Below are 14101 nucleotides of genomic sequence, written 5' to 3'. Positions count from 1 at the left end.
GCACGCCACAAATGTCTGTATTGATTTGCGCCTTAAATAGGCCGAAAAGACGGATAAATAGTCCTATCCGCCGGAAGCGTACTTCTTGGGTTTAACGCCGTAATGTTTCTCGAATAGCCGACTGAAATGGCTCAAATTGGTAAAGCCGAGTTGATTACCGACATCCGTAACGGAGTAGCCACCCTGCTTCAACAGAAATGCCGCTTCTTCCATTCGGGCTTTCTGGTAATACGTATAGACACTGTCTCCAAACACCTGCCTGAAGAGATCTTTCAATTTTGTTTCACTCATGCCGATCAGTTTGGCCAGCTGAGCTAAGTGGGGCGGTTGCCCCAGATCCGATAAGACAGCCGTTCGAACGATGAACAATTTGTCAATATCGTCTTTATAAATCGGGCTATGGCGAACCTGGTCACGCTTGAGTAGTTGTTCAAAGACCCCAAACAGCAGTTCCTGTACTTTGATGCGGTAATACAAGTCACTCAGTTCACCCTTTTGGCGGGCATTGGTTATCTGATTAAGCGTTTTCTGCACGTCCGGGCTTATGCTTTCGTAGAACAGAAAACCAGGCGACCCACTCAGAATTGTTTGGATGACGGGGTTAGGATTTTGAATACCTAACAAGCTTTTCAGACGGGCCGCCGTAACCCCAATGACCATAAAATTGATGGCCGTATGGGCAGGAAAACGAATGACAGATGCTAAGTCCGACGAAGCAATCTGGATAGCGAACTCGGTACTTTTAGCAAGTTGAACGGGCTGCTCCTGGGTGTCCGTAGACAGATTAGCCAGTGCTTCGTTACTATGAAAAATGATGCTCACTAAATCATAGATTTTATCCGCAGGCAGTCGTTTGAGAACAAATTCTTCCTTTAACGTATACTGATGAATGAGCAATTTAAACTCAGGGTCCAGATCAATCTTTCTGACGTATCCTTTGCCCAGTGTAGCCGGCATACTTAAAGTGTCACTGTGAACCGGAATGCCAAATTTCTCCCCAAAACTGGTTAAAAAATTAAATCCCGAATTGACTGCAAACTCAAATTCCATAGTTCGTTAACGACGCTTGTCGCAAAGCACACACTGAATGAGAAAATACATATGCTAAGCTAATGAAAAAGACTCACTGCAAATATGCTACCGCAATCCCAATGTACGCACCTGTTCTTCCAAGAACATGTATACCTGCAAATTAGCCTAAAGAGAAAATATTCCTCTCAACAAAGGTAAAATTGCCTAAATTTACGTTATTGATTCAAACATCAATCAACATGAGACGAGTAGCATCGGCCGAGAGCCTTATTCTTCGAGATGTGCCTGGGCACATCAATGACAGCGAAATCCTTTCCTTTCTCTATACAAAGGACATTAACTGGCAGTATGTAAATGCCATTAAAACCTTAACCGATTTTAATGATGACATCATATCGGATTGGCTCAATATTAGTGTCAAAACATTTCGAGAATACAAAAAGCCGCAAAATACCTTTAAGGAAAACGTCAAGGAACAGGTTTTGCTGCTTTTGTCCTTAATCAAACATGGCATTGGGGTATTTGGCTCGGTTAAAGAATTTGACCAGTGGCTGAACCGGAAAAACTTTTATTTCGACAACAAAAGCCCTAATTCTTACTTAAATACGGTGACAGGCGTGAAGTTCGTGGACGATCGGTTAACGGCCATGGAATATGGAGATAATGTATAACCTATGGAGGTATTTCGAATCAGTAAAGAAATCCATGCCAGTACATTAAGTTCGTCAGGTAGTGCCAATAGATGGAATACGAAAGGCCAGCAGGTTATTTATACCGGCTCATCCCGTTCCTTATCATCCTTAGAGTTAGTCGTTCACCGAGGGTCTATCCAGCCTGCCTCGATGTATAAAGTAATGGTTATTTCCATCGCGGATGATGATTACTTGATCAAACAGGTACAGGTAAACGATCTTCCCGCCAATTGGCGAACCTTGGCAGGTTATTCTGCTCTGCAAAAAATTGGTTCGACCTGGTACAACAGCCAGGAAACTGTAGTGCTTAAAGTTCCTTCGGCGATCATCGTCTACGAATACAATTATATCATCAATACCGAACACCCTGAGTTTGACCGAAAAATCCAGTTGGTGCGGATAGAGGATTATTTTTGGGATTCAAGACTTTTATAAAGTAGCCGGATCTGTCGCTTTTGGTAGGTGCTTCAGCCAGTAAAGGTTTGGGTACGCTTGTAAGGGTATTTTGATAACCAGCCCGGAGGAATGAATGGTAAAAACGCTAATTTATAGTGATCATTACTCCAGAATTTCACCCCTTCTTATCCGATTTAGAACGGGCTAAAACCAAGGCTCGATAAGTCTTATTCATCTCTCAAGGATTCCTCCTAAATGGTACCTTGTTTTGACTACAAATCTTCTTGATTAAACTACAAACACCCCTTGATAAGCCCCCGTCTTTGCTGCTGTATTAGTAAGGCAAAAAACGTATGGAAAATCAACGTGAACAAGTTACCGAAGGACAATTAATAGCACTCGTTACGGGAGCAAATCAAGGTAGTACGGCGCGGGCACGGTATTGGGTCGCCATTCATCCTGATGAAACAATTATATTTTCTTGTTTCTCTCAACCTCCCATAGTTCCTGCCTTAACGTCTCCAGCCCGCATATAATGAGCAGCAATCACTTCCGCTTGGTATTACCGAACTCTCTAGTAGGGTGAATGTCGCCGGAATCGTACCGTCGTCGAAGAGTTTCTTTCCGGTGCCGAGCATCAACGGATGAATTAGAAGCCATAGTTCATCGACCAGATCATGTTTAAACAGTGTCTGGACCAGGTTACCGCTACCGTGGATTTGAATAGCAGAACCTTCCGATTTTTTGAGCTTTTTGATATCATCTTCGCTCTTCAGAAAAACTGAATTTTTCCAATCTGACTTTTCCAGCGTGTTACTCATAACGTACTTTGTAACATCATTAATGCCAGGCCAAATGTCTTCATGTTCAAGAAGGAAGCAAAAATCTCAAAGTTTTTCTGCCCAAAAGAAGGCCCTTAGCCGGTTGCTTTTGTTTTTCCGCAATATGATCCAGCGCTTCATCGTAATACGGAGCGTTCCAACCGCCATAGTTGAAATCCTCCTCGGGTCCGCCAGCAGCTTGCATGACTCCATGTAATGAATGATCCGACGATTATTTTTCTCAAAACTCTTATATTTACAAGGCTTAAAGGACCCTATTGAAGCCTTATAAAGTAAGTCCATGTAGACGTTAGATCAATCAGGCAATGGTTTATTATCAGGTTCAGTTTATTGCCCCAATCCAGGGAGTTTGGATTACGGTAAAGGAGTTTGATGACTCGAGCGGAACACTTTCGCCCGTGTTTGATTCAGCCGAGCAATTGAGTCTGGAAGAAGCCGAGACGCGTCTGGCGTTTCTCTCGAAAAAGTACCCACACATTGCTTTTCGAATCAACAAAGTAATCCTGTAAGCAAATTGCTAAGAAATCAACTTCGACAGTGCCAGCGAGGCTATGATATATGTAAAATGACTGATCTAGCTGGTTAACCAGCAACCAGTTATGAGTTGTTGAGAGAAGACTCGGCCTATGTACGGATAACTGGCATTATTAGGCATTTAGCCCTCTAATTCATTCAGACCAGCTAGTAGCACAGGACAAGATATAACCCCTTGATCCTTAAATCAGCCTGCTTACAGAAGGGTAATTTAACGGGCAAAGCGTTTAGGATGCTTACACTCATTCCAGTAAGCGATAATGGCTCCTAACTGGTTTTTCCAGTCCTGGAACGCAGTCTTTTTTTCAAATAACCCCTGGATTGTTAACTCGTAGGCTTCGTCAACCAAGTAGTCTACAACGGGATGCGTCATAAAAATAAATGGAGTAGATTTTCGCCGTAAGTTGGGATCTTGCTCAATTTGCCGGCGTAACTCCAACCCGTTCATGCCCGGCATACTGATCTCGGAAATAATCAAAAAAGGTAACTCTTGGGTCGCTATCAGGTAGTCCAGAGCAGTTTGTGCATTCGAAAAGACGAGCACGGGGTTAGGTATGGCTAATTCCGCCAGAGCCTGTTTAAAGATAGTGTGGTCATCTTCATCAGCATCGATGAAAAGGATCGGGTATTCGTCCATACTCATGGCAGATAGTCAGAGAGGTAAAACAAAAGCCCGGTTAAAAACCGAGCTTTCAAATCTTTTAATGTCTTAACGTTGAGTAAAAAGGTAATCGATCTATGGTAGAGCCGCTTTTACAAGCAGCGAACAACTGAAGATTAAAAACTCATCTACTCACCCATTTACCAAAATTATGCCAAAGTGAATGCCATTAAGATAAAATTCTGATATTCAGCATTTTATCTCTTATAAAATTTATTAATATTGAAAAAAAGGTGAGATTTTTACCCAATGCTGTAGGCTCAACCCCACAGTATTTACCCATACTATAAAGCTGCGAATTTTGATATACTTGCCTGGTAGACCTATAGTCTGGCTTCTTGTCAGCTGTGCATACTTGGTTATCTTCAAACTACCCCGCTTCTGGCTTGTTGATTAACTGAACATACCAACAAAAACACGGCTGCCATGAAAATGAACACGCAATCCCTGATCAACTTAGAAGTTAGCTTAGACGAATTGGTCGAGGCCTTTGGGCAACTCCCCTCTAACCAAGATGGCCAGCATCATCATTATGCCGTTAAATTTACCGTCACCGATGATTTTGGAAAAGCTTGTGAACGAGAGTTGCTATTCCACTGGATCGCTGATCGCCAGGATTGGGCGTTGAATACCAAGGGCCATGATCTGCTAATAACAGCTTCGAACGGATAAAACGGTCCATGCTTTTCAGGACGGGCCATCACCGCCACCACTGGATTACCCAGTACTCGGACTTGAAGAGGGTAACTATATTAAGGGTTGCTAAACAACAGCGGTGGGCACTACAATTAACGAGGTGCTGCTTCCAGAAGTTGTTTGAATAACAACGCATCTGCTTTCATGTGACTATTGTTGAAGAAAACATATGCAGGCTTATCGGTTGGTAGCAACTCGGTTAAGTCGGCTAATTCAGAGGACTCATACTTATAACGCCAACCTTGTCGGCCATGAAGCCGAAAGTAACTGTGTTCCGGAGTTACGGTCGCACTGGTAAACGGATCAACGACATGCCATAATTGAAGGTCTTTACATAAATCGTTAATCACAGGCTTGTCCCAAGTGCCACGAGGTTCCCAACAAAAGGTCAGGCCCTTCCGGTCAATGCGGGAGAAGAAGTCAACCAAATGGCTAATATGCTCAGGCTTCTGGGTAAAACTGGCTGGACACTGAAACAGAACGGTTTTTGCCTTCAATACCTGGGCACAACTTAGGGTAACTTGCCAGGCTTCGTCAACAATAGAGGTGGGTTTAAAATAACCAACCCCTGCGCGCTCAACCTCCGAGAGGCTTCGTTTCAACCGTTTATAGGTTGGACTTTTGGCGGGGTGGGTAATGAGTTGCCAGGCTTTTATAGTGAACTCAAAGTCGGTTGGCACTTCGTTTCGCCATCGTTCCAAGGTGCTAAGTTGGGGAGGCTGATAAAAGGTTTGCTGAATCTCGACACAGGAAAATAGCGTAGCATACGCTGCTTTAGTGCTGCTGATTCCACAAGTGCCAATTTGTATCTTGCTGTTCATACTGGCTTACTTAACTTAAACGTCTTGCCTTTGTTGTCAATTAAACTTCTTGGCCGGTCCATCAGCACACTACCGCTCAAGTTTTGGGCTATCAGCTATAGTCTACCAGACGTTATCTCCTGAATGGCAGAATGGTAAATTTGCAGAGTGCGCGAAATCAATGACAGGCAATGGGAGAAGATTATGGACTTAGCACCTTAATTGGCAACTCAAGATAAACTTCACTGCCAGAAACACGGATTGCGCTAAATAATTTGAATTTTGCAAATAACGGATTGATGCTTACAAACAGGAAACTGCGTTTCCTCTCCAACTTTGCCTAACGAAAAACAACGCAAAATGGAAAAGAAAAGTAAGCTAGCTCTGGTTACCGGTGGTAGTCGTGGATTAGGAAAAGATATGGCCTTACGGCTTGCCGAAAAGGGTATAGACGTCATTCTGACTTACAACAGCCAGGCACAAGAGGCACAAAATGTAGTAGCCCAGATTGAACAAAGTGCACAAAAAGCGGCAGCACTTCAACTCAATACCGGCGACATTAAGGGCTTTGATTCATTTGTCAATCGACTGAAGGATACCTTGAGTAGTAAGTTTAACACTGATCACATTGATTTTCTGGTTAATAACGCAGGTATTGGCGGTTACTCCCCTGTTAGCGACGTAACCGAGGAGATGTTTGATGAACTGCTGAACATCCACTTCAAAGGAGTTTACTTCTTGACACAGAAGTTATTGCCCCTAATGAATGATGGTGGTGGTATTGTGAATATATCCAGCGGCTTAACCCGTATAGCTGTGCCAAATTCATCAGTGTATGCGTCAATGAAAGGGGCGGTTGAAGTATTTACCCGCTACCTGGCCAACGAGTTGGGTGCACGGAAAATCAGGGCCAATGTTGTCGCTCCCGGTGCCATACTGACAGACTTTGGCGGAGGTCACCTTAGAGAGAACGAACAATTGCAACAGTTTATAAGCAACTTGACAGCCTTGGGCAGGCCAGGTGTAGCGGAGGACATTGGCGGTGTGGTGGCCTTTTTATGTTCCGAAGATGCACGATGGGTTAACGGCCAGCGAATAGAAGCTTCGGGTGGTATGCAGGTGTAAAGCGGTAAGGCTACTCAAAGCCAAAAGCAGGTATGGACCGATACCTGCTTTTGGCTTTGAGCTAACTTCCTGCCTATCTTCACTAGCACACATATTTAATATAGTAACGTTGATTTTTACAAACGCCCATGTACACGCATTCCTCACTGGATGAGTTTTATCAGCGCAATGCGGCTCCTCTTCCCGAAGGCATTAGCCGGGAGATAGGACACGTCAATGTATTTGAAACCGAGAAGCTGTTTGATAAAGCGACAGGTAAACGGACTATGCCTTACAGCCGCAGAGCCTACTATAAAATAAGCTGGCTTCGAGGCAAAAGCAGGGCGGAGTACGCCGACAAAGTGATCAACATACAGGAAAATGCGTTGCTATTCGCTACGCCTAAGATTCCTTACCACTGGTTGCCAGAGGACAGTAATCAAACCGGCATGTTTTGCATCTTTACGACCGATTTCCTGGCTCCGCAAAAGTCGGGTACCGTCCTGGAGGAGCTGCCCCTGTTTCAGCCGGGGCAGTTGCCGGTTTTTCAGCTTTCACCGCAGGAAGTTAGCGAGATTGACTATATTTTCCGGAAAATGCTTAAGGAACTGAGCTCCGATTATAAATATAAGTATGATCTGCTACCCAACTTAGTCATGGAGTTGATTCATTATGGGCAAAAGCTTCAGCCCATGTCGGCATTGAGCACGTCCCAGAACGCTTCGCAGCGCATATCCTCTTTATTTATCGAACTACTGGAGCGGCAGTTCCCCCTCGATTCGGCTCATCAACGATTGAGTTTACGTGCTCCAAAGGATTATGCCGACCGCCTTGCCGTACACGTAAATCATCTTAACAAGGTGCTCAAAGAGGCAACCGGCAGCACCACAACTGAATTCATCAGTAAGCGACTGATACAAGAGGCCAAAATATTACTCAAGCAAACCAACTGGAGCGTGGCTGAAATTGCTTATGCGTTGGGTTTTGATGATGTGGCGCATTTTTCCAATTATTTCAAAAAGCAAACCTCTTTTGCGCCACTGACATTCCGGGCATGATGCACTATTTCTCTTCACACGCTCACTTAAATCACTGGATATGTGTGCTCTATGATTCGCTTCCCTGTGCCAGCATTATAGGTGTTGTACGCACTTAATGCTGTCTAAACTCGCAGGAAGAGGTGCGACAAAAAACAGCGCGGACCAGCAACGGCAGACCGTATTGGAGCGGAGTGTAAGAGCCCCAAATAGTACAATCAGGTACTTGTTCGACCACTACGTTTGTTGAACAACAAGACAGGCAAAAGATAACCCTTGTGGACATTAGTCGTATAACCATCATGCACAGTATCAGAATGGGTATATTTGACCTTGTCTACCAACATTCCCCATAGAATGACTTTCACAGACGTTGATTTTGCCAAGGATATTGACCGGGTACAGAAAATACCCTTGATCACTACGCTGCTTGATGTCGTGTGCCAGACAACGGGAATGGGCTTTGCGGCAGTTGCTCGGGTGACTCAGGACAGGTGGATTGTCTGTAGTGTTCGTGATGATATCCAGTTCGGGCTAGTGCCAGGGGGGGAATTAACTGTAGAAACAACGATTTGCAATGCAATTCGAGATAGTCATCAAGCCGTAATCATCGATCATGTACGGGAGAACGAAACGTTCTGTAATCATCCCACCCCATTGATGTACGGCTTTCAGAGCTATATTTCTTTCCCCATTATTCTCAAAACCGGCGAATTTTTTGGTACGCTTTGCGCTATCGATCCCCACCCTGCCCAGCTCGAAAATCCCAAGATTATTGGCCTGTTCACCTTGTTCGCCGATCTGATCGCTTTTCATTTACGGCATATAGAAGCACTCGAACAGAGTCAACAGGCGATAGCCGAGCAAGTGTTGGCCAGACAGCACCTTGAATTACGCGAAACCCGCTACCGGAATTTGTCGGATGAATTAGAGCAGCAAGTGCAGGTGCGTACCCACGAATTGCAGCAAACCGTTCATGATCTTCAACGCTCGAATGAGAATCTGGAACAGTTTGCCTACATCGCCAGTCATGATCTACAGGAGCCATTGCGGAAAATTCAGTCTTTTGGGGATATGCTACAAACCAAACGGGCAACTGAATTAGGCGACGATGTTGACCTGCTAACGCGTATGCAAATGGCCGCGAATCGGATGTCTATTCTGATTAAAGATTTATTGACCTACTCCCGAATTACTACCCGACAGGAAGCGGCTTTACCCGTTTCGTTAAACCAAGTTATTGCTACCGCCTTGCAGGATTTAGACGTGTCAATCCGCGAATCAACTGCCCAACTGGACATTGACACGTTGCCTGTTGTGCAAGGTAACAGGGGGCAGTTAGAGAAGCTCTTTCAAAACCTGCTTAGTAATGCCTTAAAATTTCGCCGGCTGGATGTACCGCTCCAGATCAGGGTCAGTGTCCAAACGATGCCGGCCACAGAACTACCTTCCTTAATTAAGCCTGCCCGAAAGACGGAGCTGTACCATCGGATTGAGGTGAGCGACAACGGCATCGGGTTTGACGAGAAGTATTTGGATCGTGTGTTTCAGGTGTTTCAGCGCTTGCACGGAAAGAGCACATATCCGGGTACGGGCATCGGGTTGGCCATCTGTGAAAAAGTTGCTATCAATCATGGAGGAGCCATTACTGCAATCAGCCAGCCCGGTCATGGTGCCGCCTTTCACGTCTACTTTCCTGTTATGGCTGCCGCTGCTCACTCTTTAGATTGAAAAGCAACCTCTATTTCCAGAAACATACCAGCCATTAGCTTTAAAATAGTAAAATCCATTTGTGGCAACCGTAAATTACTGACAACGGTGATTTGCCCGCCCACCGAAGGGCGCATCAAGGTGGAAGACGACGAGAGTAACAAGTACTCAGCTTAGTTTATTCACATCAGAAAACGTAGTTAATACCAATACCAAGCGACTGACGGTTGAAAAAAGAACGGGTGAAGCTACCAAAATGGGTGCTATGCGAACCGTTCGCCGATGACCCACATGATCTCCAAAAACTCGTTTTCACCCTGTCTCCTAGCCTCGGGTAAGGGCACGCACTGAGGTTTATGAAACAAAGTGGTTAAACAAATTTACCCAAGGCAGATTATATAGTTGTCTATCCCCATTAATGGATTGGCAAATAAATGATGGAAGCCAACAAACCCTGGGTCGCTTTACTAGACGAGGATGAAGATGATTACGTATTTTGGCAACACGGTTTTCAATCCTGGGCCTCTCACCTGGAACTTCAATGGTTTACATCGGTCCCGGCTTTTCTTTCGGCCACGTCTCTGGGGAAGTCCAGACCTGTAGCCTTGGTCATGGATGGAGTTGTACCCCGGGGCGAAGAAACGAAGTGGTTAAGCACGATACTGCTTCACCCCAGTTGTGAGCAAGCCTGTATGATTATGCTATCGTCTCAGGTAAACGACCAGGAACGAGAAGCCTACATGAGGTTGGGAGCTACTGACCATTTAATTAAGCCCATCAATCTGGATCAGTTGCAATCAGTAGTTTCTACGGTCAGCGATCATGTTGCCGCTAAAGCAAAGTTATAGTCTTAGTGATAGGGATGTACGTTAGTATACTAGGGTTGGACTTGATGCATTTGACTGTAGAAGTTTGGTATGAAGAAGTAGTTTTATTAGATTCGCTCGCGGCTGGTGTTACTGCTGTCCTCTAAAGCTTTTGAGGCCCTCAACAGTGAATTCATCGGTAAACACTGTTTCATAAAAGTTTAAGCTTCTTCAGTTTTTCCAAAGAAGCTTAAACACATAATCACTTGTGACCGATTAGTGGTTTTATTCCGTTTTCGACGGTTAAATTGGTGCTTAGATATAGGTCAAGGTTTTCCATTCCAGCCGTAAAGCCTTCCTTGAAGCCCATGTCAATAATTTTCTCCAGGTCAGCGAGTTGGTCATACGTGATGACAATAGTAACGAGGGTAGAATTTCCTTTTTCCGTAAACGTGTTGTCCCACAATGATTGGGGCATATCGGGGTTGATCGTCCCGTTTTCATCGCAAAACCCGTCAAGTACCGAAAATCTTCCCAGGGGTACAATTTGTTTATAGTCGCCTTTCGACCAGTGTTCTTCCCCTTTCGGACTAATCATAGCATAGAGCCATGATCCGCCAAGCCTAAACTCCAATGATTTTGTTCTGGCCTTCCAGGGTTTGGGAGCCCACCATTGGTCAAGTAGTTCGCTTTGGGTCCAGGCTGCCCACACCATAGGAAGCGGGGCGTCAAATTGGCGTTCTACCCTGATTTGTTTACTATCCTTATCAACGACAAAGTTCATCAAGATGGCCTTATTCATTTCTGTTGGGTTTTGAGTTTAGTTAATACGTCATCTAATTGGGTAAAGCGTTTTTCAACCAGGTCTTTGAGCTGTTGAAGCCACTTGTCTACCTCCTGTACGTTAGTCGGATTGAAATGGTAGTAAATCTCCCGGCCCTGCTGTTGTTGGCTGAGGAGTTCACACTCAACCAGAATGTGAATATGTTTGGAAATAGCTTGTCGGGTGCTGATAAAATGCTCCGCAATCGCGTTGGGCGTCATGGCTTGAACAGCCAGTAAGACCAGAATGGCTCGCCTGGTTGGATCGGCAATCGCCTGGAAAACATCTCGTTTCATAGTGTTGACTGATCAAATGCAACTAACTGGTTGCAAATATACGTGCAACTAAATGGTTGCGCAAATTTATCTAGGTAAAAGTTTTATTAGTTGGCCTGCCTCCCCCAAATCCGGTGTATTCTTCTGGCAGATTACCAAAAATGGAAATCACTAGGTGGATGGATGTTAACCAATTACCCAAAGTAGTAGCCGTACGTTCCAGCAATCGCATGATCCTGGTTATTATCGATACTGTCTGCTTCGTGCTGGTAGTCGCCAATGCGAATTTCGATGTACGACAGTTGTTCAGTGTCTGAGCGTTCAAAATGGGAATCTACACCCGAGTTAAAGCACACGTCAATCCGCAACCACAGAATAGTCGTAGATGGCTTAGCATGCAGAAGATAAAACCCTTTTTGGCCCTTTTAGGCAGCTTGGTCTCCGGGTTGGGCTTAGCGCAACGTATTGACAATACAGCCTCATTTCGACAAATAGGCCAGGGTAATTTCATCCGCCTACACTACGACAACGACTTCTTCACGGCCACGGACTATTACTATACTCAAGGCTACAATCTGGAAGTCGTCAATCCGGCGCTCCGAAAAAATCCGCTTACCAAACTACTCGTTAAAGCCACCGGCAATCAAGTACAGTACGGGCTGGCCTTCGAGCACTTCGGATTTACTCCGACTAGTATCCAAAGCAATGCCATTTTGATCGGCGACCGTCCGTTTGCGGGCTGTATTCTGCTCAAAACATTCAGTATATCTACTGATACGTTGCGCCGAATCAGAGTGTCGTCGCAGCTGAGTACGGGTATGATTGGGCCGGTTGCGTTTGGGGGCGAAATACAGGCCGCGCTTCATCGGCTCACAAACGGGATCGAACCCCACGGCTGGCAACATCAGATTCGCAACGACGTGATCTTGAATTATGCCCTCACTTACGAAAAACAACTCTATACCTATCGTCATGCGCTGTCGGTCAGTGCTACGGCTCAGGCCCAGGTTGGCACATTCGCGGATCGGTTGCAAACGGGGGTTGTAGTGATGGCGGGTAGGTTCAATTCACCCTTCGGTCCTACCCCGACCAATCGGCAGTTGCCGCTGCAACTGTATGTGTATGCCCAACCCTTAGTCAGTGTAGTGGCCTACGATGCTAGCCTGCAAGGCGGCCTCTTCAATCGGAGTAGCCCGTACGTGATTACAGCCGACCAACTGACGCGTACTACTTTCCAGGCGAACGTTGGCGCCGTGTTTAGTTACAAAAACCTGTATCTGGAATATTATCAGTCGGTGCTTAGCAGAGAATTTGAAACGGGTCTGGCTCACCGATGGGGCGGGGTGAAAATCGGCATATCTTTCAATCCGTTTTCCCACTAGATACTGGCATTGTGAACAAGGGAACTTCACTCACCAGGGGTGGCATAACGATTTATTTGTTCGTTGTACCTATCGAGTAGCACATCGTTAATATCGGTCACCCTGGGGCTGGTTATTTTGCGCAGACCTACTGAAATGTAAGTGTTTAAATCACTTCTTTGTAGGGAGAGATTTGGAGATCTTCTGGGTGTATACGTCGGTTCACTGGCTAACCTTATGAAATTGTCATCTTGGCCAATAATGGTTGAAAAACGAATCAGAGGGTGCAGAATAGCCCCAAACTGGTGATTTATTTTCGATTTGAAGAAGCCTTATATAATGACATCTTAACGGTTCCTAAATCTGAGGCCATAGCCTAACCATTTTATATAATAGAACTCCTTACAAATACTATTGATGATAAGCGTAATCGATCCGACTCCAGCCTGCTTGATCCAATTCAACACAGCTTCGGAGGAACACTTCGAAATCTACTTGTTTGTGTTTTGCCATATCACTAACAAAGCGCAACTGTTATAGACTTATTCACGCATCAGTAAGGCTACCGGAAAAGCCGCTTTTATAATCCAATTAAGATTAACTCAAACAGCTTCTCAAGCCTTGGTAAATCTTAATTTATTTGTAATATTAAATGATCAACACGTATTGATAAAATAAGTTGCGTACCAGGTAAAATATCTTATTATTTCTTTAACTATATATATCCGGAATATATTAAAATGTTAACAATCCCATTTGTCCCTTATCGTCTATTTTACGTAGTACTTAGCCTGCTTTTGGCTGGCGCCGGCCGGCCCACCGCCCTGGCCCAACCCCGCATCTTCAACGCCCCCCCCGCCACCCTGCCCGGACAGGCCATCAGCCTGCAGGGCAACTTCACCGCCAACGCCAACGCCTTCCTGCTGGCCGGCACCAGCACCACCCCCGTCCCTCTGCCCATCCTCACCCAGACCCTCAACCACCTCACCGCCCGCATCCCCACCACCCTCAGCCAGGACCTCTTCCAGGTCTGGATCGAGGACGCCGGCCAGCGCAGCCCCGCCGTCCTGATCAACCAGGCCACCGGCTTCCACCTGGACTCCCCCCAGGCACCCCCCGGCGGTACCCTGCGCGTCTTCGGCCGCAACCTGCTCCTGAGCGGGGCCACCCCCCTGGTCCGCCTAATACCCACCAACGGCGGGCCCACCCTGCAGGCCACCATCAACCTGCCCGCCAGCGATGCCTACCAGCTCAGCCTCACCCTGCCCCCCACCCTGCAGCCCGGCACCACCTACTCCCTGTGGCTGTCCAACGGACGCGGGGGGGCTGCCG

18 protein-coding genes are annotated in these 14101 nt (G+C 45.8%); 11 read left to right on the top strand and 7 right to left on the bottom strand.

The window, feature by feature from the left end; all coding sequences use genetic code 11:
* Positions 1-63 precede the first annotated feature (63 nt).
* Positions 64-1050: a helix-turn-helix transcriptional regulator gene (locus ACFS25_RS26335; protein ID WP_381507194.1), complete on the bottom strand. Its 987-nt coding sequence runs from the start codon at positions 1048-1050 to the stop codon at positions 64-66.
* 221 nt (positions 1051-1271) lie between these two features.
* Here ACFS25_RS26335 and ACFS25_RS26330 point away from each other — a divergent pair, with 221 nt between their 5' ends.
* Both ACFS25_RS26330 and ACFS25_RS26325 read left to right on the top strand, forming a co-directional pair.
* Positions 1272-1703: an antitoxin Xre/MbcA/ParS toxin-binding domain-containing protein gene (locus ACFS25_RS26330; protein ID WP_381507191.1), complete on the top strand. Its 432-nt coding sequence runs from the start codon at positions 1272-1274 to the stop codon at positions 1701-1703.
* A 3-nt stretch (positions 1704-1706) separates the two neighbouring features.
* Positions 1707-2159, top strand: coding sequence for an RES family NAD+ phosphorylase (locus ACFS25_RS26325; RefSeq protein WP_381507188.1), 453 nt, complete (start codon positions 1707-1709; stop codon positions 2157-2159).
* Positions 2160-2632: 473 nt separating this feature from the next.
* On the opposite strand, the gene ACFS25_RS26320 is transcribed toward ACFS25_RS26325, so the two are convergent.
* Positions 2633-2941 (bottom strand): dihydrofolate reductase family protein, encoded by a 309-nt coding sequence (locus ACFS25_RS26320; protein ID WP_381507185.1) that lies wholly within the window; start codon positions 2939-2941, stop codon positions 2633-2635.
* Between the two features lie 46 nt (positions 2942-2987).
* Positions 2988-3146 (bottom strand): hypothetical protein, encoded by a 159-nt coding sequence (locus ACFS25_RS26315; RefSeq protein WP_381507182.1) that lies wholly within the window; start codon positions 3144-3146, stop codon positions 2988-2990.
* Between the two features lie 121 nt (positions 3147-3267).
* Here ACFS25_RS26315 and ACFS25_RS26310 point away from each other — a divergent pair, with 121 nt between their 5' ends.
* Positions 3268-3471, top strand: coding sequence for a hypothetical protein (locus tag ACFS25_RS26310; protein ID WP_381507179.1), 204 nt, complete (start codon positions 3268-3270; stop codon positions 3469-3471).
* 236 nt (positions 3472-3707) lie between these two features.
* On the opposite strand, the gene ACFS25_RS26305 is transcribed toward ACFS25_RS26310, so the two are convergent.
* A complete protein-coding gene (locus ACFS25_RS26305) occupies positions 3708-4139 on the bottom strand; it encodes a response regulator (protein WP_381507176.1) in 432 nt (143 codons plus the stop codon).
* A 450-nt stretch (positions 4140-4589) separates the two neighbouring features.
* Between ACFS25_RS26305 and ACFS25_RS26300 the strand changes: the two genes are divergently transcribed.
* A complete protein-coding gene (locus tag ACFS25_RS26300) occupies positions 4590-4829 on the top strand; it encodes a hypothetical protein (RefSeq protein ID WP_381507174.1) in 240 nt (79 codons plus the stop codon).
* A gap of 116 nt (positions 4830-4945) precedes the next feature.
* Here the strand turns inward: ACFS25_RS26300 and ACFS25_RS26295 are convergent, their stop codons facing one another.
* Entirely contained in the window at positions 4946-5674 is a 729-nt protein-coding gene (locus tag ACFS25_RS26295) for a DUF72 domain-containing protein (protein ID WP_381507171.1), read from the bottom strand.
* Positions 5675-6013: 339 nt separating this feature from the next.
* Between ACFS25_RS26295 and ACFS25_RS26290 the strand changes: the two genes are divergently transcribed.
* From ACFS25_RS26290 to ACFS25_RS26275, 4 genes are all read left to right on the top strand, one after another.
* Complete coding sequence (locus ACFS25_RS26290; protein WP_381507168.1) at positions 6014-6778, top strand: SDR family NAD(P)-dependent oxidoreductase; 765 nt, start codon at positions 6014-6016, stop codon at positions 6776-6778.
* Between the two features lie 128 nt (positions 6779-6906).
* Complete coding sequence (locus tag ACFS25_RS26285) at positions 6907-7815, top strand: helix-turn-helix domain-containing protein (RefSeq protein WP_381507165.1); 909 nt, start codon at positions 6907-6909, stop codon at positions 7813-7815.
* Positions 7816-8151: 336 nt separating this feature from the next.
* Positions 8152-9525 carry a sensor histidine kinase gene (locus ACFS25_RS26280; RefSeq protein ID WP_381507162.1) on the top strand — a complete coding sequence of 458 codons (1374 nt, stop codon included), beginning with the start codon at positions 8152-8154 and terminating at the stop codon, positions 9523-9525.
* A gap of 413 nt (positions 9526-9938) precedes the next feature.
* The gene (locus ACFS25_RS26275; protein ID WP_381507159.1) at positions 9939-10352 is read left to right on the top strand and encodes a response regulator; all 414 of its coding nucleotides are present in this window, start codon (positions 9939-9941) and stop codon (positions 10350-10352) included.
* A gap of 220 nt (positions 10353-10572) precedes the next feature.
* Here ACFS25_RS26275 and ACFS25_RS26270 read toward each other — a convergent pair whose 3' ends face one another.
* On the bottom strand, positions 10573-11112 hold the full coding sequence (locus ACFS25_RS26270) for an SRPBCC family protein (protein ID WP_381507156.1): 540 nt from the start codon (positions 11110-11112) through the stop codon (positions 10573-10575).
* The gene (locus tag ACFS25_RS26265) at positions 11109-11429 is read right to left on the bottom strand and encodes a metalloregulator ArsR/SmtB family transcription factor (RefSeq protein WP_381507153.1); all 321 of its coding nucleotides are present in this window, start codon (positions 11427-11429) and stop codon (positions 11109-11111) included. The genes ACFS25_RS26270 and ACFS25_RS26265 overlap by 4 nt, the downstream gene beginning before the upstream one ends.
* A gap of 140 nt (positions 11430-11569) precedes the next feature.
* Between ACFS25_RS26265 and ACFS25_RS26260 the strand changes: the two genes are divergently transcribed.
* The 3 genes from ACFS25_RS26260 to ACFS25_RS26250 form a co-directional block, all read left to right on the top strand.
* Complete coding sequence (locus ACFS25_RS26260) at positions 11570-11725, top strand: hypothetical protein (RefSeq protein ID WP_381507150.1); 156 nt, start codon at positions 11570-11572, stop codon at positions 11723-11725.
* 78 nt (positions 11726-11803) lie between these two features.
* Positions 11804-12790 carry a lipid A deacylase LpxR family protein gene (locus ACFS25_RS26255; RefSeq protein ID WP_381507147.1) on the top strand — a complete coding sequence of 329 codons (987 nt, stop codon included), beginning with the start codon at positions 11804-11806 and terminating at the stop codon, positions 12788-12790.
* 719 nt (positions 12791-13509) lie between these two features.
* Positions 13510-14101, top strand: a 592-nt coding sequence (locus ACFS25_RS26250) for a hypothetical protein (RefSeq protein ID WP_381507145.1), incomplete at its 3' end; no start/stop codon positions are given.

The organism is Spirosoma flavum, assembly GCF_042686045.1.
GTDB lineage: Bacteria > Bacteroidota > Bacteroidia > Cytophagales > Spirosomataceae > Spirosoma > Spirosoma flavum.
The sequence above is the reverse complement of the archived record's forward strand: the minus strand, read 5'-3'. Positions and strand labels throughout refer to the sequence as shown.